At 45.5% G+C, this 18,907-nt stretch carries 12 protein-coding genes; all 12 read right to left on the bottom strand.

Annotated elements, in window-relative coordinates; all coding sequences use genetic code 11:
- Window positions 1-46: 46 nt before the first annotated feature.
- The 12 genes from EXU57_RS01350 to EXU57_RS01295 all read right to left on the bottom strand — a co-directional run bounded on the left by EXU57_RS01350 (window position 47) and on the right by EXU57_RS01295 (window position 18,758).
- The gene (locus tag EXU57_RS01350; RefSeq protein WP_133266360.1) at window positions 47-1,063 is read right to left on the bottom strand and encodes a mannonate dehydratase; all 1,017 of its coding nucleotides are present in this window, start codon (window positions 1,061-1,063) and stop codon (window positions 47-49) included.
- A gap of 545 nt (window positions 1,064-1,608) precedes the next feature.
- The gene (locus EXU57_RS01345) at window positions 1,609-2,352 is read right to left on the bottom strand and encodes an RraA family protein (RefSeq protein WP_133266359.1); all 744 of its coding nucleotides are present in this window, start codon (window positions 2,350-2,352) and stop codon (window positions 1,609-1,611) included.
- Window positions 2,353-2,386: 34 nt separating this feature from the next.
- The gene (locus tag EXU57_RS01340; RefSeq protein WP_133266358.1) at window positions 2,387-3,229 is read right to left on the bottom strand and encodes an SDR family oxidoreductase; all 843 of its coding nucleotides are present in this window, start codon (window positions 3,227-3,229) and stop codon (window positions 2,387-2,389) included.
- Complete coding sequence (gene uxaC / locus EXU57_RS01335; protein WP_133266357.1) at window positions 3,222-4,625, bottom strand: glucuronate isomerase; 1,404 nt, start codon at window positions 4,623-4,625, stop codon at window positions 3,222-3,224. The genes EXU57_RS01340 and uxaC overlap by 8 nt, the downstream gene beginning before the upstream one ends.
- A gap of 13 nt (window positions 4,626-4,638) precedes the next feature.
- On the bottom strand, window positions 4,639-6,177 hold the full coding sequence (locus tag EXU57_RS01330; RefSeq protein WP_207955355.1) for a beta-galactosidase: 1,539 nt from the start codon (window positions 6,175-6,177) through the stop codon (window positions 4,639-4,641).
- A gap of 26 nt (window positions 6,178-6,203) precedes the next feature.
- The gene (locus tag EXU57_RS01325; protein ID WP_133266356.1) at window positions 6,204-7,895 is read right to left on the bottom strand and encodes a sodium:solute symporter family protein; all 1,692 of its coding nucleotides are present in this window, start codon (window positions 7,893-7,895) and stop codon (window positions 6,204-6,206) included.
- 229 nt (window positions 7,896-8,124) lie between these two features.
- The gene (locus tag EXU57_RS01320) at window positions 8,125-9,408 is read right to left on the bottom strand and encodes a hypothetical protein (RefSeq protein ID WP_207955354.1); all 1,284 of its coding nucleotides are present in this window, start codon (window positions 9,406-9,408) and stop codon (window positions 8,125-8,127) included.
- A gap of 16 nt (window positions 9,409-9,424) precedes the next feature.
- The gene (locus EXU57_RS01315; RefSeq protein WP_133266355.1) at window positions 9,425-10,840 is read right to left on the bottom strand and encodes a GH39 family glycosyl hydrolase; all 1,416 of its coding nucleotides are present in this window, start codon (window positions 10,838-10,840) and stop codon (window positions 9,425-9,427) included.
- A 28-nt stretch (window positions 10,841-10,868) separates the two neighbouring features.
- Window positions 10,869-11,807 carry an RraA family protein gene (locus EXU57_RS01310; RefSeq protein ID WP_133266354.1) on the bottom strand — a complete coding sequence of 313 codons (939 nt, stop codon included), beginning with the start codon at window positions 11,805-11,807 and terminating at the stop codon, window positions 10,869-10,871.
- Window positions 11,808-12,162: 355 nt separating this feature from the next.
- The gene (locus EXU57_RS01305; protein ID WP_133266353.1) at window positions 12,163-14,106 is read right to left on the bottom strand and encodes a DUF4861 family protein; all 1,944 of its coding nucleotides are present in this window, start codon (window positions 14,104-14,106) and stop codon (window positions 12,163-12,165) included.
- A gap of 51 nt (window positions 14,107-14,157) precedes the next feature.
- A complete protein-coding gene (locus EXU57_RS01300; protein ID WP_133266352.1) occupies window positions 14,158-15,627 on the bottom strand; it encodes a RagB/SusD family nutrient uptake outer membrane protein in 1,470 nt (489 codons plus the stop codon).
- Between the two features lie 20 nt (window positions 15,628-15,647).
- Window positions 15,648-18,758, bottom strand: coding sequence for a SusC/RagA family TonB-linked outer membrane protein (locus tag EXU57_RS01295; protein ID WP_133266351.1), 3,111 nt, complete (start codon window positions 18,756-18,758; stop codon window positions 15,648-15,650).
- Window positions 18,759-18,907 lie beyond the last annotated feature (149 nt).

Below are 18,907 nucleotides of genomic sequence, written 5' to 3'. Positions count from 1 at the left end.
CAGCCGCCGTTTCGCCGATGCACCAACAGCAGGTCTGGCGAAGGTGTTAAAATAGATTTTCAACGTAGGTTTGATCATGACTCGGTGCCGGCGTCTTCTCTCCATCTAACGCGTCCAGCAAGCCCTTTATGTACCCAATTCCAAAGAGGCTACCTTTCATTTCGTAACCCGCGTGTTCATTGTTTTCACCTGCCATTGTTGGCACATGATCCGAACGAAGCGGACCATCAAAGCCCACTTCCTTATACGCCTTCATCATATCGAACATGTTCGTGGGACCATTGTCGTGAAAAGTTTCCCTGAACTTTGTTGGTGTACCAACAACATCACGAATGTGTACAAAAAAGATTTTCTTGCTGCTTCCAAATTCGTGAATTAAGCTTCGTACATCTTCGTTCATGGTCGTATAGGTGCCCTGGCAAAATGTAAGGCCATGCGATGGGCTATCGGAAAAGGATAATGCCCTTCTGATCGCGTCGGCAGAGGTCAGTATTCTCCCGATACCATTGACCGGGCTAATTGGCGGATCATCGGGGTGCAACGCCATCTTCACCCCGCTCCTTTCAGCCACGGGCATCACCTGCTCAATAAACCAATGATAGTTGTCCCACACCTGGCTTTCACTTACCGGTGCATATTTGTTATCGGGCTCCTTTAAGGCCGCCTCGTACGAAAAGCCACTCACCAGTGCGCCACCGCGTTCACGAATTGCCTTATGTGTACGATACCAGCCTGTATACATAAAATTGTAGCAGATCAGGTTTACGTTCAGCCGGCCCATGTTTTCCAGCATCCGGCAATACAAGTCAACGTCTTGTTCCCTCCCCGGAAGTCCGAGTTTGATGCGTGTCATATCCATCTGGTCGCCTTCTAGCCCTGTCAGCTCGAAACCTTGTTCTTCGTAAACAGCTTTTGACCTGGCAAAGGAATCATAGTCCCATGGTGGCAAATCACCCGTAAGTTCCGGAGCCAGCTTTGCTATTGCATGGCCAATGCCCATCTGGCTGCATAGCTGGAACTTTTCATCGGGCTTATTGCCAAAAAATAAAAACGATAATTGCATGGTGCTGGTATAACATGTTCTATCAAAAAATCTGCGTCTCAAACGCATGTGACGACACTGATTTATATACCGTAATCAAAAGATATTGTTTCTTTTGGTACCCGTCTGAGGCACTTCGATGATTTATCGTTGCCCTGCGCAACGACCCACTGCCTCCATGGTGTAGCGGGTCTAGAACGCAATGGCAACGATAATTCTCTTGTTAATTCTTTGTCAATGCCATGTAGTTAAGCTTCGCACTGCGTTAAAGGGGAATATTGAAACTGCAGTACAAGCCCGCCCGGCTGAAGCCATTCGGACGGGAGTGCGACGCAAGGATGCCAAATAGAAATATGACGGCCTGGTCCAAAAAAAAGAATTAACTAAACGACACTCATCCCTTTATCATCGTGCAACAAGAATGGTCACCGCTGCTTTCTGAGTATTATTTTTTGCGGTACAATTGAGTGCCCAAGGCTTTGGGACTGAGCACGCACAACGATGTTGATTAGCGTACAACTGTTTACCCCAAAAAAATATCCCTGCTCACTACAGGTTACAATTGGCTAAAAGTAGCCGCCCTTTTCTGTTATTTCATGTACAGTCTGACCTTCTGCCACCCAGCCAAATATCTTTTTCTCGTTCTCCTTGATTTCCTCAGCACGGAGTAATACATCGTAGGCAATATCACGCGGCACAACTAAAACCCCATCAATATCACCAACAACAACGTCGCCTGGCTTTATGGTAACATCGCCTATTTTAATTGGAATTTGGTAATGCGTAATCAGGCAACGCCCAAGACTGCCGTTTGAAATACGATATTCGTAAAAGACAGGAAAGTCGGCTTCCAGAATCTGGTGGGTGTCGCGAATGCCACCATCAATGCAAGCTGCCTTCAACTTTTTACCCTTTGCCGTTGCGGTCATTACACCGCCCCAAAGCGTTGCTTTTTTATCGCGGCTGGTATCCCAAACAACAAAGGCGTCTTCATGCATCGCATCTAGCATATGGGTGCGAAATTCCATTTCACCGGTTACCTGTACATTGGGTGAACTCTTAACCGTAAAGGCAAACCCTGCAACCGTGCGGTATTCGCGCAATGGAATAATGTGACCTGGCAGCGCCTGGTCTAATAAGCAAAACTCGCGAAGCACATCATTTAATGCACCTGTATATAGCTTCTCGAAACGATACAACAACTCCTTATCACTAATGGGGAAAGTGGCATCGGAAATGGTTTCCCTGGATTCGATTAGCTTTTCAAGATTCATCATTCCTACTTCCTTTTTATACTGATCGACACTCATGGCTTAAAATTTTATGGGTTAAATATTTTGATTACTATACTCCTGAACTTGATAAGAAACCGCCATCAATCGGTATCACCGTTCCGGTAACAAATCCTGCGGCTTCATCACTGATCAACCAATTCATACAACCGATCAATTCGGGCGCTTCGCCAAAACGTTTCATAGGGGTGTGCGACAAAACACTCTTTGCCCTTGCGGTGTGACTGCCATCTTCATTAAACATGATCTTACGGCTCCGGTCGTTGAGAAAGAAGCCGGGGGCAATTGCATTAACCCTTATGTTGGCAGGTGCGAGATATGCAGCAAGCCATTGCGTGAAGTTTGCAATGCCTGCCTTCGCGATGCCATATGCGCCGACCTTAGAAAGTGGGCGATAACTATTCATAGATGCAACATTGATGATCACACCTTGTTTTTGCCTTGCCATGGACCTGCCAAAAACAAAGCAGGGTATTACCGTACCCATGGTGTTGACTTTTATGACATTTCCAAAGACATCCATGCTGAGGTTAAAAAACCCCTTTACTATTCCATCATCCAACAACTCCCGCTCATCAAATTCGGTTATGTTGGTCAGGGCATCAGGCTGATTGCCTCCTGCACCATTTATTAAAACAGAACAGGTGCCGAGTTCTTGTTCGATGGTGTTTCTGGCAGCCTTAACGGCAGCTTCATCAGCCACATCGGTACTAACCGAAATAGCAGTACCTCCTTTTGCGATGATCTCCTCCTCTACTGCTTTCAGTTTTCCCATATCTCTTCCCAGCAAAGCCACCTTGTAACCTTGTGCTGCTAAGTTTATCGCCATTACCGAACAGAGTGTACCCCCGGCACCGGTCACAACGGCTACTTTATTTTTTGGTGTATCAGTCATTTTTTATCCAGCTTTTTATGTTGTTGTAAGAGATATTTTTCACCATCGTTGATAACAGTATCCAATCGTCGGGGAGTCTCCCTTCTTCTACCCAGCTGCCCAGGAGACTACAAAGTATGCGGCGGTAGTATTGGTGCCTGATAAAAGAAACTAAACTTCTGGAATCGGTAGTCATGCCTATTGCAGTACTTAACAGTCCGAAACTGCTCAGTGCATTTAGTTGCCTGAGTATACCCTCGTGGTGATCGTTATACCACCATGCGGGGCCAAATTGAATTTTTGCCTGCACACCGCCTTCACTATAGGAACCGGTTAGCGAAGCAAACACGTCGTTGTCGGCCGGGTTTAACGTGTACAAAATTGTTTTGGGTAAACCACCATCCTTATCGAGATCATCTAACAAATGGGTGAGCGATTGAACATCAACCGTATTGCCAATACAGGCATATCCTCCTGCAGGTCCCACTTTGCTTCTTAGTACAGAGCTCGTATACCGGTAGGCACCAATATGCAACTGCATCTTCCACTTGCGCTTTGCGTACTCATTACCTAGAAAGTACAGGAGGTATGATTGAAGGCGAACCATCTCATCGGTTGTAAGTGGCTCATTTGATAACAACCGTTGAAAGAGCCGTGCGGCTGAATTGCTGTCGCAGGTCGTGTATGTGAAACCACTATCCAGCGAATGGTCGCTTAACAAGCATCCTGCCTGATGAAAGAAGTTAAGGCGGTTGACGATAGCATCGGTATACGTTTGCAGGTCAACTACATCAATAGTCGATTGTGCCTGCAGTTGTTGCAACCAGCCTTTAAATGATGGTTGATCAAACGCCAGGATGCTGTCTGCACGCAACGAAGGCAGGCAGGTTACGCCTGGTTGTTGCTTTGCCAATTGAATATGATGTTCAAGCGAATCGTTTAAATCATCCGATGTACAAAGCATTTCTACGCCAAAGCCTTTTACAATCCCCAGGGCTGAAAACTTATCCTGTTGCAGTAAGTTGTTCGCTGTGTCCCAAACCTGTTGTGCATTTTGGGGGGTGAGTATGTCTGTGATTCCAAACAGGGTTTTTAGTTCCATGCACGACCAATGAAATAGGGGGTTACCTACCGTAGCTGGTAAACATGTCGCCCAGGCAACAAACTTCTCGTAATCGGGACCGGAGCCTGTAACCAGATCTTCAGGTATTCCGTATATACGCATTGCCCTATGTTTATACGGGTCGTGATGCACCCAAAGCTGGTAGATATTCTCAAACTTTTTATTGGTAGCCAGTGCACCGGCATCGATATGGTTATGTGGATCGATAACTGGCAATGACGCTGCGATCTCATGGTACAATCGCTTACCATAATCGTTCATCAACAGGAAGTCATTGTCGTTAAATGGTTTCATCTGGTTAATCCGTTTATCGGGTTGGTATTAAACTTTTATCAGCAATCAGGATGGGTGAATCGTATATCGGCATGTCTTTGAAAGTGTACTTATTGCCCTTCCTCGTCCAGTTGCCAGACGGAATTTCGAATACCGCACCCGTAATCAGATCAACATAAACGGGCTCACTAAAATTGGCATTTAGAAAGGTGAGGGTGATGTTTCTTGTTGTGTTGCTATTTGTTGGTATATACTCATCGTTCCAGATGGAATACAGTTGCATTTTTGTACTGATTTTTTCGTACCCATAAACCGAAATGCTTCTGTCGGTGTTTTTGGCATACCTGTGTTCCAAAGTATCCACCCGGGGATCGGCATTAAAGGTTGGGTGCAGATCTTTTAAGCGTTGAAGTGAGTGATCGAAAATCGCTGCAACATTTTGCATGGCATAATAGGCCATCTTTGGCCGGATTGCCCTTTTCGTAGAGTCGGACTCTATTATGCCTTTGACATTCATCCTGGTGATGGGCCCGGTTTTAGGATAGTTCATATCGATTATCCCGAGGATACTTGACTCTATGTCGTGACCAAGATCACCCAGCATTCGCCTGATGTTCCATTTTGCCTGCGACAGTTCCGTCCAATCGTAATCGCCTATCGCGCCCCGGTTCGGTCCACCGAATGAAGGTGAACCGTTTTCGCCCTGTCTCAGTTTCACCTGTGGTGCATATTTGTCCAGTACCCGCCTTAGATCCCCCACATGCCCGTAGTTGGCGTCAGGATTATACACATAGTCGTGATAGGTCATGTTATCGAACAAGTTCATTTTCTTCTTCTGGTGAATGACCCTAAAGAAAGCATCAGCATAGTCAAGGCTGATATGGCCCATGGCAAGACCAGAAATCGTTGCTGCAGGCTGATTTTTTTTAATGATTTCAGCCGTCCTGATATTGAGTGCTGCGACCAATTCCGGGCGGTTGATTTCATTATCTCCAAAGTTTGGCTCATTCCAAATCTCCCAGTCTTTTACTTTATCCTTGTAGCGTTTCACCAGGGCATCAACCCACTTGTCCCATGCCTTTAAAGCAACTGCCGAGGTAGGTATTCCACCGCTAAGGGTTATGCCACCACCACCTTCGTAAAGCGGGTTACCGTAGCCGGTCTCCAACCAGGGTTGAAAGCCCTGCTTTGCAGCGTCGTTGATGATGTTATCCAACCATGCCCAATCGTAAACACCTTTGGTCTTTTCCGTTTTTGCCCATCCCGCCTGCATGCGCAAACGTTTTATGCCCAACGGAGCGATGTATGCTTTGTACTGCTCATAATCCGTCATATCGCGGTCGAGCGTTTCGCAACCCAGGATCCAGTTGGAAGATTGTATTTCGTTGGTTGACCTGGGCTTTATTGAACCGATCAGTGCAAAAGGAACCTTTAGATCTGTAATCACACGGTTACGTGAGGTGTCGATGTTTTGCGCATCTCCATGGGCCGGCAGTAGTATCATTGTAAGGCAAACCAGCAGCAAACACATCGTGCATATGGATAACATCTCTTCTCCTACTGATTGTTTCATTGTTTTCATAAGGCGATTATTACGGCTTACTGCTCCAACAGTTGTTCTGATTTTGACTCCACCCTTATTGGTGTACCCTTTCTAACCCGGTTTGAATAAAAAACGGCTGCACCTATCAGGCATAATACACCAGAGCCTATTGCAAGCTTACCGCTCATTGTGGCCGCAGAAGGGATCCCCATTACGATAAACATAGCCCCCGTTACTATAAATGCAATTGCATACAACGACATCAGCCCGCTGATCACTGCATTATCGGTCGCATCAGCTTCGGGCGCCGGTGTAGCCAGCTTTTTGAAAAAGGCAATAACCCGCTTGTTGTAGGCCCCATCCTTTGAAGGAACAAATCCGGAGGCCAGGAACACCACAATACAAACCACCACTTCGATTAATGTTGCCATTTCCCAACTAAAGAGCTTACTGGCATTCAGCAGGCTGCCAACACCAATACCAATTACCATTGAAGCAATGGCACCCCATGGTTGCGGACGCCAGAATATCACACCCATTATTACCGGTATAATCATCGGGATAGCGAATATGCCCGAGAGGTATTGATTCACCTGGAACGCACCACCTAACTTTTCAACGTATAAGGCGCCGGTGGCTACAATAACACCAACGGCCATCGTCATGATCCTGGCTACCCAAAGCGTTTCCGTTGGTTGTGCGTTTTTTCTAAACAAGCGTTGGTAGATGTCGCGGGTAAGCACACTTGCGGTAACGTTAAACTCGGCACTAAGCACCGACATTGTCGCGGCGAACATTGCTGCAATCATCAATCCCATGATACCCGATGGCAGCAACTTCAGACATAGAGCAACATAGGCCATCTCAGGATTTTTTAAGTCAGGAAGTATAACCCTGGCGGCGACGGAAGGAAACAAAAATATCACGGGAAAAACGAGGAACAACCCGGCTGAAAGCCAACCAATTTTTTTGCCATCTTCCTCCGACCGGGCGCTGTAAAACCGTTGGATGAATGTCCAATTTCCCAGGTATTTTATGATGATCGTTAGATAGTACACCAATAAGAAGAAAGGCACTCCACGATGTCCGTTAAAAAAACTCATGTTCTCCGGAATTACCCTTTGCATGTTGGATAGCCCGCCCGCAGCATTGTAAGCAAGCGGTACCAGGATAAGGGTGGAAAAGAACAGGATTACAAATTGTACAACGTCGGTTACGATCACCGCAAGAAAGCCACCCACCACCGTATAAACGGCAACGACCAAACCACAATAAATCACCGCGGTTTGAAATGGGATACCGGATGCTGCCGTCACAAAGATGCCGATTGAGTAGAGCTTGATCATGTCGTCGAGCAGTTTAAGAAAGACCCCGCTCCATGAAAAGACTTGCCTTATTGGTGCATTGTACCGCGTTTCCAGAAACTCAACCGGGCTGATGATACCTGCACGCTTCCATAATTTGGCATAAACAAATACTGCGATCAATGAAGGCAAAATTGTAGACCACATCAAAGTAATTGCTACCATACCGTCGGAGTAGGCAATGCCTGCGTATGCAACAAATACAAAGGTGCTGAACTTCGTCATGAAGTTGCTGATACCGCCTGCTACCCACGACACTCCGCTGCCACCTTTAAAATAGTCACTGATGTTCTTGATGTATTTGCCCAGGAACAAACCAATGCCTGCCATCAGCACCATGTAAATGATGATCGTTATATAATCAAGTTGTTGCAGTTTGTTCATTTTGCTATAGCGATTTAGCTGACGATTAAGAATTCTAATTTCAGTTGTTGTTTTTTGTTGACCAGCATGTGCTTTCCATGGCAGCTTCCGATGTCCGACCGCATTAATCCGTTCGGACGGGGGGGCAATCACCTGGACGGCAAACCAATGGTCTTCATCGATTAGCGGACCAAGCTGATTTTGTTCGTCGTTGCAACAACACTAAGGTTACAGGCTAACACTGAAAGTTTCATTTTAGAATTTTTTTTAGGTCAGCTACAAATACATTGCGTGTGTTTCCGACATATCCATTAAATATAACAAAGCGTCCGCTTTTGTCCCATGCCGGGTGTGGATCTATTCTAAATTCACCATTTGTATTGGATACAAAAACTTCTGCTATGTTTTCTTCCCTATTTGTATCGGTATGTAAAAGACGAAGGGGTACTGTACCGTTACGCTTTGTGATCGGTTCATCAGGATAAGCATCTGTAATAATCAAAGGCAGGGCCTTTGGATGGAAAGACGGATGGCCCGATCCTGGTGAAAAAACAGACTTCAGACCAGTACCATCATACTTTACAGATATCAATTCCAATCCTTCCTTACCATCAATGTTTAAGTTCATCGAAAGATGCTCGCCATCTGGCATCCAGTTTATATGATGTCCGCCTTTTGCCCATTGTTCCGGCGTAATCGCGGTGTGTATATCAGTTCCATTGGGGCGCATGGTAATGACTGAACGCAACCTCGGCCCTCCCCCAATCGGGGACCATTGTACTGTTGTTAATAACCTTGTTCCCTGCGGGTTCCATTTTACCTGGAAACAATAATATTCGTAGTCCCGGGGATTAGAGATAGCGATTGAAGGTGTTGTTTTCTCGTAGATATCTTCGATGCTAACAATCCGTTTTGTTTTGCCACTTGCAATATCGGTGATGTAAATTCCATCATTATCTACAGGACCAAGGTTTTTCTTGACCAGGTTTTTAGGAATAATAACCCCATAACCAACTTGTGCATAAATCGAATTAACCAGGTTATAGCTTGCTATCTTCTTACCATCATTTGAAGCCATGAAGATTGTTCCATCAAGCTTCCTTGCTTTACCTGTTTGCGGATTGAGCACTACACAATATGCTTTCCAGGTAGTGGTATCAACATCGTTAAAAAGAAGTTCCCTATCCGACTTACCCCATTGCACATTGGCGCCTAGCTGTACCTCCCAGCCCCTTGATTGTGCGACTACGCTTTCTTTGCCCGTTTTCATATCGATAAGAACTACCTCTCCTGCATCTCCTGCCCTCGGCGACTTGTTCTCATAAGGCATTCTAAATAGAGCAAGATACCTGCCCGAAGGACTGAGCGGCGATGTGTCGAAAAAGCGATGGATGACCCTATCCGTACTTACCTTTCTTACACTTACACCTTCCCCGGCAATAATTTCTGTAGCCACCGCAGCGCCTGCCTTTTGTGCCAGCAGCTTTGTAGTAGCCGTAATCAGCATAAGAGATATAAGTACTTTATTAAACATTGCTATTCTTATCTATTTAGTTCTTCAACGGTATCAGTGATTTCTCTGCAATAACTATCGGGTAGTCGGTTACTGGTATTCCACTGAATGTATAGGTATTACCAGCTTTCCTGAAATTTGCAGTAGGTATCTCATAAACCTTACCCGTTATCAAGTCAGCTAATACTGGATTTTTAAATGTTGCGCCTTCTACAGTTAGCGTAGTTGGCTTCGGTTGGTATGTATCCGAAGGCCGGTCTTCATGTTGCCAGATGGTAAACAATGCGGATTTATCGTCGGATCTGTAAGCAAAAAAACTCTGATCGGCGCTGCTGGATTTGATCTTCACTGTGGTATCTACACGAACCTGGCTATCAAATAATGAAAATACATGCTGCGCAGCCCTATAAGCCATTTTAGGCCGGTCAATTGTTTTATCAGGATTGGTCTTCAGTATTCCTTTTGAGTTCACTCCTACCATGTGATCTCCGGGTTCATAGTGAATGTCGCTTATGGTAAACAGGTTAGTCGCAATACCGCGCCCATGATCGCCTAACATGCGGTGCAGGTCCCATTTGGCCTGGGTAAGCTCAGACCAATCAAATTGACGTAATGCACCAATGGTGATTTCTTTTGGCGTTGATGGCGCGCCGTTTTCCCCCTGCATAAATACTATGGATGGTTTGTACGTCCAGACCAAAGCCCTTAATTTTTCAATTTGCGGATAAGATGTAGATGGGTTTGGCGCATATTCATGGTATGTCATAACCTCAATAAGACCTAATGCATTATTTTCTTTCAGGTAATCCATGAAGTCTTTTACAAAATCCAGTTTTGTAACACTCGCCATTCCCAGCGCTATCAGCCTGGCATTTGATTGAATGGAACGAACAACTTTCGCAGTTCTTACATAAAACGCCCCGATTTCTTTACCGGTATGTGCAGGGTTTAGGTCGGGTTCATTCCATATCTCCCATTCCGGAACATAATCCTTGTAACGATCAACGATTGCTTTCACCCAATTATCCCATGCAGTTAAAGCCTCCGGTGATGTTGGAATATGCCCGGCAAGCTTTGCTTCGCCCCCACCTTCATAAATCGGATTACCGTAAGACAGCTCTACCCAGGGATAAACACCTCTTGATACCGCATCAGGAATAACGGAGTCAAGCCATGCAAAATCATATCGGCCCTTTACCTTTTCACATTTTGCCCAACCACCCTGAAGACGGATGCGTTTTGCTCCCAGCGGCCCAAGGTATTTTTTGTAGGATTGATAGTCGGTGTAATTACGGTCCAACGTCTCTCCGCCTATTGACCAGGTGCTTGCTTTGATGTCTTTTGCGTCACGTGTTCTCAATTGCCCAACTTCTTTCCACGACAGCTGCAATTGGCCCACTGTTGAAAATGCTACCGATAAAAAAGCCAAAGAAAATATGAGATACTTTGCCATTAGTATATTAGAATTTTGGAGAACAGTTTTAAAAATTTCGTGTTTCTAAATATTTATCCAACGATTCTCTTGACATAGGCAATTGACCCTTGTAATCCTTTACCCAATCCTTAAAATCCTTCTTTATTGAATTTGTCCATTTGCTATCTATTTCACCTGCCGTGTATTTCTTTTCTTTTATTCGTTGTTGTCCGAATACATCAAATAGTTTTGTCACCTCTCCCGTCAGTACTACATGTTCTACCAGGTGAGAAGGAACAAACAGGACCCCATCTTTTTTTGCAAGCACAGCGTCACCTGGTAATACTATGGCCTGCCCTATGCGAATTGGCGCGTTTATAGAAGTAAGAATGGTTTGCCGCATATACGATGGATGAGAACCTTTAATCCAGCCGTTAAAGCCTTTTATTTTACGCAAGTCTTCCATATCTCTTACGTAACCATAAAAGACAACACCCTTCCCTGTTCTTGTAAAAACGCCGTTGCCTAAATTAGAGCCGACAATAGTACCAAGCACCGTTTTGCCATAACCATCAGCAACGTATATATCACCTGTCGTAAGCGTTGGTATGGCCCATGAAACGGTAGCCTTATCATAAGCTCTGCCCTCAACCTTTCCCTGTTCCCTGACTTGCTTTTCAAGGTCGGGACGGGCTGGCATGAATTGAGCGGTAACGGCCCGACCGACCATTGTTGCCTCTTCCGATTCGTTGATTAACTTCCATTCACCTTCAAACTGGTTTGGGTAGCCAAGTTCAATTAATTCGGCCCAGGCTTCCTCGAGGGTTAACTTCTGTAAACGGTCGAGCAGGTTATCTGAAACTTTAGGCCTGCCGTCGGCTAAACGTTCCCCCTTCCAATCTGCACTTAAGGCTTTAATATAATCAGGAGATGATCCAACATTTTGTGCACTCATAAAAAGACCGTTTATACAAAAGGCAGCTAATAAGATGAACTTCTTTATCATGACTTATACTTCTGTTTTTTTCTTACCCATGCAGTATCGCTCCTATTCCACATCGTTGCCCCGGGATGACCCGGTTGACTGGATTATACACTCTTGTACTTCGATATCTTAATTCAGCATCTCTTAACCGGTTAATACTAAACTTTATCTATGCTCAGGGAATACTATTGGCATGAACATCTCGCCTATATTTTAATACTCAATACTGTCAATAGTCGCGTGGTGTCGCTTTTACATATTGCTGAATAGCATTACTATCCGTACAAGTGAGTGACACAACGATGTTTAATCAAACATTCCAATGTTGGTGCCCCAAAAAGCAACTCTCACACTTACATTTCAGTTCAGTGACGCTTTAGCTAAACTTAACTTTCTTCGATTCATTCACTACATATGTTTTCCAATCGATGTTTTTTTTTATGCGCGTACTCTTGTCCCACCCTGCACCCGCATAATAGGTGAAGGGAACATTTGTTTTCACTTTAACCAGTATATGTTCATCACCATTAGCTGCAGCAAAACCGGCGAACTGTGCAGGAGCAACAAGTACAGCAGTTCCTAAGCTCCCATGAGATGAGCCAAAGTTCTCCCATACCGTAAGAGCAGAAAGTTTTTTATCCCGCTGAACTTCCTGTTTACCATACGTAGTAAGGCCAATGGCCACAGTAATATCAACGTCTTGATCGCTTTTCAACGTGCTTGTTACTTTAAAGAAATTGGTACCCTGTTCCATCTCAATCCTTTTTAATTCCGTTATTTTCAAGCCGGGAACGTTCCATGTTTTGTATTCTAATTCTACCCCAACCCTATCGTTTTGATTTTGTCTTATTTTATAAGAGTCGAACGTTTCCGAAGCATAAGGTTTACCGTCGATCCATACAGCAAGGGCACCACACCCGAGTTGTTTACCCATGTGATAAAAATCGTGTCCTTCGCCGCGATCAGTATGATAATCTTTCCCTTGTGCATTTAGTTTATACCATTTGTCGAGAACAGGATAGCCAACTGATTTTGCCCATATATCTATACCACTGCGAACCTTGTTGCGAACAGACGGTCCACCATAGACCCGAAAACCAATGCGGTCATTTTCCCAGGAGACATCAGTTCCGCGGGCATAAGTGGCATAAGTTCTTGGCACATTTGGCTTATCGATAATGGAGTAATAACCTAGTTCTTTTGCTGGCTTTATGTTGGTGATACCCATCTTTGCTGCCTGTGCAAAAGCAAGCACAACCGGCCCGAAAGCATGAGGGTCGTTATATACCCATGGGTGGCTCGTATAATCTTGTTTTGTTCCTTTACCCGGGCATAAGCAGCTGAAGCACGAATGACTAACAGAACCGTCGCTGCCTATATAAGAGGTTAAACTTTGCAGCCCTCGTTTGAAGTGTTGCATATACTCATTGTCAATAAGGCCTTGTTCAAGCATGATGCCTTGGCCATACAGCAGCAAACCACTTCCTGAAGTTTCCACGTACGATGTGGGGTCGCTTATTTCCTGGTGCCATAAACCTTCTTTATTTTGGAATTTAAAAACAGCATTGAAAAACTGCTTTGCCAGTGCTTCAACTTCTGTACGTTTAGGATGGTTTCCAGGCAAGTCTCTTACCAGGATTGCGAGCGCAAAAGCACCCCATCCATTTCCGCGGCTCCAATTGTCTTCAGTCAAATTACCCAAGCCATTATAACCTCTTGCCTGATGCAGCAACCCGGTCTTTTCGTCTTTTAATATTTTAAACAATCCCAGTGTCTCAAAAGCAGCAAAATCAATGTACTCCTGATTACCGAGCTTTAAACCTGAATACAATAGATAAGGGGTAACAGCAAACGCCATATCAATAAATACCTGGTGCAATTCATTGTTTGCACTCATGGCAGTCATCAGACCTTCGGGTGAGCGCTTTTGCTTTCTCATCATTTTATCTGCCGCTATTGATACCTGTTCGTCGAGCTTATTACTCGCACTTTTATACGCCAAATAAGCTGCGCCCGAACCGCCTGCTTCATAAGAAATGAAGTTCCCTTTGGCCTTTATTTCACCAGTCCCAAATTTTTCGTACAAGCCAACAACACGTGCCAGTAATTCATCATTACCTTGTAATACAGCAAATTCACTGATGCCGTGCATCATTAAGGTGCCTGCATAAAAATCGATGTCGGTATGTTGGAGCCCTTTTTCAAAAACTGAGTTAGTTATATCGAGGGTGGACACAAACTTGCTCTTCTGCCCAAGTGAAAGCGCCGGATTGATAACAACCGCAAAAAGAACGGGCAATATGTATTTTAGTTTTTCCAACTTTTTAGATGTAAAGATTTCGAAATCGACAGAATGACTATGCGAATGTTCTTACTTATACCCTTCGTTCTGGGCAAGCGATGGGTTTAAATCAGTTTCACGCTGAGGAATGGGATAAAACTTATGAAACTCTTTTGTAGCATAACCCTTTGAAGTCATTACCGCCAGGTAACGCCCGGTACGTATCAAATCGAACCAGCGATGAGCCTCAAAAGCAAGTTCGAACCGGCGCTCATTTTCAATAGCCATTCGTGCGTCTGCCTGTGAAAGTGTGGTTGACAAGCCAGCCAAACCTGCTCTTGTGCGCACCTGGTTTACAAAGGGGACCGCCGTTGCTACCTGCCCCTGCTCAACCAAAGCTTCGGCATACATCAGTAACACGTCGGCATAACGTAATACCGGAAAGTCGATATCGGCTTCGTTTTGATTGATACCATTCTGCCGGTATTTTACGAGGTAGCGTTCGTTAACGGTTGTATTTCCAATCATATAGGAGGTAGCAACAGTTGCAGCTTTTCTTAAATCGCCGGGCTCGTAGGCATTTATCATTTCAGCAGTAGGACGCAAAAAGCCTTCTCCACTTCCACCGTTTACCCCGAACGAGGTTGCAGGGCCACCCCAGGGTATAGTAGCAGACCATATTGCACTGCCCTGACCGATATTGCCGGATTTATACTGAACAGCGAAGATGATGTCTTTGTTAGCACTGAAAGCGGTAAGGTTACTGAAAACCGCAGCATAGGTATTGGCCGTAACGTTAAACTGTGCCGAAGCAATTATTTCGTTAAGTTTCGTGGCCGCTTTTACATATTCTTTTTGGGTGAGGTAAACTTTCCCTAACAACGCCTTTGCAGCCCAACGGGAAGCCCGACCAGCTTCTGCATTAGAGATTGCAGCTGGCAGTAATGTTTCGGCAGCGCTCAGATCGCTGATGATTTGTTCGTACACTTTTGCCGCAGGGCTCTTTAGAATGTTGTAGCCTTCGTTTGGATCATTTGTTTCGGTAGTTACCAGTTGAACATCGCCGAACAAACGCACCAGGTTAAAGTAAAACAGCCCGCGCAAAAATTTTGCTTCCCCTTCAAAGCGGTCGCTGAGGGCTTTGTCGAGGGAAGCAGCCGGCAGCCTGCTCAGGATGGTATTGGTTCTGGCGATGCCAATGTAATGGCCCGTCCAGGCCGACGAGAAAAAGGTATTGCTTAGTGAAAAGTTGAAGTCCTCCAACTCGAAGGTTGAAACATTACTTACGGCCCGGGTAGCGCCAAAGTCGGCATTGTCAGAAACTGTTTCGCCTAAATTCAGCAACGCAGCGTTAGCCCCTCCATTACCGTACAATCCGTTGTGTTTAAGCGTTGAATAAGCCCCGATAACGGCATTATAAAAATCTCCTGAAGTTTTATAAACAGTATTTGTAGTGCGGGTTGTTTCGGGCAACTGTTCCAAAAAGTCTTTGTTGCAGGAAGAGGTAACGAGGAATAGAACAAAGACAAGGGCGGTATATATTACGAATTGCTTTTTCATTGTTGATCGGTTATCAGTAATTAAAAAGAGATGTTTACGCCGAGCGTGGCAGTGCGGGCAAGTGGATAGGTACCAAAGTCGACACCAAAAGAGGTTTGGTTGTCGCCGCCATTTCCCACTTCGGGATCGAAGCCCCAATATTTGGTGAAGGTGTGCACATTGGTGATGCCTGCATAAATCCTGGCTGACTGTATCTTTAGCTTTTTAGTAAATGGCCCGGGAAGATTGTAACCGAAGTTGATTTGACGGATGCGGAAAAAAGAGGCGTCGTATAAGAACAAAGAACTGTATTGAAAGTTGTTATTCCTGCCGCCACGAATAGCCCTTCCAAGCTGGCCAAGATTGCCACTGCCGGGTTTATCCGTGCTTCTCCACCGTGCCTCATCTACAAACGCCGCATTATTTTGCACGGACGAATTGTTCGCATTAAACGTGCCCGAATAAATACTTTGGCCCACCATTGCGTTGGTCAGCACATCAAGTGTAAAACCGTTGTATGAAAAGGTATTATTGAACCCAAGGAAGTAGTCGGGATGCGGTGTTCCGATTACCTCCCGGTCGTTATCGTCTATTTTCCCGTTATTGTCTATATCCTTGAACTTAATGTCGCCGGCCGTGGCAAAAGGTTGAGCACCGTAAGCCTTTGCTTCTGCATCAGAAGCAAATACACCAATCGCTCTGCGTCCATAGAACACGCCGATAGGCTGGCCGACCATGGTGACGTTGGTATTGGTGGCGGTAGCGGCCCCGTTGAATATCTTATCGTTTGCGGTGCTCATCGACAAGACCTTGTTACGATTGAAAGTGATGTTGAAGTTGGTGTTCCAGCTCAACCTGCCTGTAAGGTTGCGGGTGGTTAGCGTGAACTCAAACCCTTTGTTCTGCACTTCGCCCAGGTTGACCGTAGCTGAGGTGAAACCGGTGACCGAAGGGGTTTGCACCGTAAAGAGCATGTCTTTGTTCCGCTTATCATAGAAATCAGCAATCAGGCTTACCCGGTTGTTAAATAAAGACAGGTCTAAACCGATGTCGAACTGGCTCTGCGACTCCCATCCCAGGTTTCGGTTCGCCAGTGAGCTGGGGGTTGTACCAGGGGTAAGTGCGTCGCCAATGATATAGTTAGATGTAGAAAGCAGGCTAAGTGCGCGGTAGTTGCCAATTGCATTGTTCCCTGTTACCCCGTAGCTGGCCCTTAACTTAAAGTCTGAAACAAATTTCAGGCTTTCCATAAAGGCTTCCTCCGACACCCGCCAGCCAATGGCTCCCGACGGGAAATTACCCCAACGACGGTTTTCGCCAAACCGTGACGAACCATCCCTGCGCAACGTTGCTGTGAATAGATACTTGCCTTTAAGTACATAATTGGCGCGCGCCAGGAAGGACAGAATATTGTTGCGGTCGACGCTTTCTCCACCTGAGGTAACCGTGCCCCCGTTAATGTTCTGCAAAAGATCATCTGCAAAGTTGACCGCAGATGCATTTATAGCATTGAAGTAATCGCTTTGTGCTGTGAAGCCCGCAACAGCATCCAGGCGGTGGTCATTCCTGTCGAATTTGTAAGACACCGTGGTTTCGCTAAGCCAGTTAGTAGCTTCGTTATTTGCAGCATTGGCAAGTGCAGGCGCCGTGGGCGAGTTGGACGACAACGTGGAGGGTTTAAATTCACGCCGTTTAAAGTAATTGAGGTCCGCACCGAAAGAAGAACGCAATTTCAGGCCAGGGCGAAAAGCGTATTCAGCATATGTGTTGCTGAAAAAGCGTGATTGCGTAAAGCGGAGCTTGTACTCATTTGCAATCTTAATGGGATTAGCCATTTGTGTATTTCCGCCGTCGGGAGATATGTAGCTGTAGCTGCCATCGGGGTTGTATACCGGAATGGTCGGGTCTATACCTAGTGCCGTAACAATAATCCCGAGCGCTCCATAGTGGCCCTGGATCATTGGTGTTCTTTCCTGGGTATATGTAGGCAGGATGCTTGTGCCAACACTTAGTTTGTCTGAAAGTTTTGCATCAATATTTGCTTTGAAACTATATCGTTTGAAGTTGGAGTTGAGAATGATGCCCTCCTGGTTGAAATAGCTGCCGGATAACGAGTACCGCACAGCTTCATTGCCGCCTGATACGGTTAGCTGGTGTTGACTAATGGGCGCTCTTCTGAAAATCTGGTCCTGCCAGTCGGTGCCTTTCCCAATTGAATCCATAAAGGTTTTATTCAGGTAGCGCTCTGGGATGTCCCATGATGCACCTGGCCGCACGTTGTTGTTGTCGTTGATCGTTCCGTTGGGGTTGTTGTCTAAGTAACCGGCGTTGCGCCCATCAATAACAAAGGATGCGAACTGCTGAGCATCCATCAGCTTTATACGGTGGGCCACTTCCTGGAAACCAACATAGTTGTCAAACTCGATCCTGGGCTTACCCGACTTGCCCCTTTTGGTAGTCACGATAATAACCCCGTTCGAACCTCTTGACCCGTAGATGGCGGTAGCGGAGGCATCTTTCAAGACATCAACAGATTCAATGTCAGCCGGGTTTATGGTAGATAAAGGATTGCTGTATCCAACACTCGTTACCGGATAACCGTCGATAACAAAAAGGGGCTCTACGCCTCCGGTGATCGAGCTGATACCCCTGACTAAAATGGTCGTATTGCCGCCGGGGGCCCCCGATGTGGTCGAGATCTGCAAACCTGCGACCTGGCCCTGTAAAGCTTTGTCTACACCATTGGTTGGTATTTTTTCGATTTCTTTTGCGCCAACGGATGCAATTGCGCCCGTAAGATCTTTTTTACGTTGTGTACCATAACCAACAACCACCACGTCGTTTAGCTGGCGTTGTTCACTTGTCATGGTTATGGATAGAGTGCTTTGGTTGTTCACCCCCACTTCCTTTTCAGCATAGCCAACGGCTGACAGCAGCAGGCGTGCATTTTGGCCGCTCAGCCGGATAGAGAAGCTTCCATCGTCTTTGGTAACTGTGGCGTTTCCGCTTCCTTTTTCGGTTATGGTGATACCTGCAAGCGGTTGGTTGGCACCGTCGGTAACCTTACCGGCAACGCTGGATTGCGCAAAGAGCTGTAATGAGAAGAATGTAAAAAGCAGCAGGATTACGATCGGGGGAATAAAAAACTTCATGGCAAACGTTTAAAGTTAATTATTATTGAATAACAATTACATTACGTAAAACTTGTGAAAATTATTGAACAAACAAAAAAAATCGCTCCCTTTTTCATAAAAATCTTTTTTGTAGAGGCAAATCTTATGAAACACCAGTTCAGTAATAT

Source organism: Segetibacter sp. 3557_3 (assembly GCF_004354985.1).
Classification (GTDB): domain Bacteria; phylum Bacteroidota; class Bacteroidia; order Chitinophagales; family Chitinophagaceae; genus Segetibacter.
The sequence above is the reverse complement of the archived record's forward strand: the minus strand, read 5'-3'. Positions and strand labels throughout refer to the sequence as shown.

Coding starts and splice junctions, on each gene's coding strand:
- EXU57_RS01320 (WP_207955354.1), bottom strand. CDS start 9,408: ATGTTTAATAAAGTACTTATATCTCTTATGCTGATTACGGCTACTACA.
- EXU57_RS01300 (WP_133266352.1), bottom strand. CDS start 15,627: ATGAAAAAGCAATTCGTAATATATACCGCCCTTGTCTTTGTTCTATTC.
- EXU57_RS01325 (WP_133266356.1), bottom strand. CDS start 7,895: ATGAACAAACTGCAACAACTTGATTATATAACGATCATCATTTACATG.
- EXU57_RS01310 (WP_133266354.1), bottom strand. CDS start 11,807: ATGATAAAGAAGTTCATCTTATTAGCTGCCTTTTGTATAAACGGTCTT.
- EXU57_RS01315 (WP_133266355.1), bottom strand. CDS start 10,840: ATGGCAAAGTATCTCATATTTTCTTTGGCTTTTTTATCGGTAGCATTT.
- EXU57_RS01345 (WP_133266359.1), bottom strand. CDS start 2,352: ATGAGTGTCGATCAGTATAAAAAGGAAGTAGGAATGATGAATCTTGAA.
- EXU57_RS01295 (WP_133266351.1), bottom strand. CDS start 18,758: ATGAAGTTTTTTATTCCCCCGATCGTAATCCTGCTGCTTTTTACATTC.
- uxaC (WP_133266357.1), bottom strand. CDS start 4,625: ATGAAACCATTTAACGACAATGACTTCCTGTTGATGAACGATTATGGT.
- EXU57_RS01350 (WP_133266360.1), bottom strand. CDS start 1,063: ATGCAATTATCGTTTTTATTTTTTGGCAATAAGCCCGATGAAAAGTTC.
- EXU57_RS01340 (WP_133266358.1), bottom strand. CDS start 3,229: ATGACTGATACACCAAAAAATAAAGTAGCCGTTGTGACCGGTGCCGGG.
- EXU57_RS01330 (WP_207955355.1), bottom strand. CDS start 6,177: ATGAAACAATCAGTAGGAGAAGAGATGTTATCCATATGCACGATGTGT.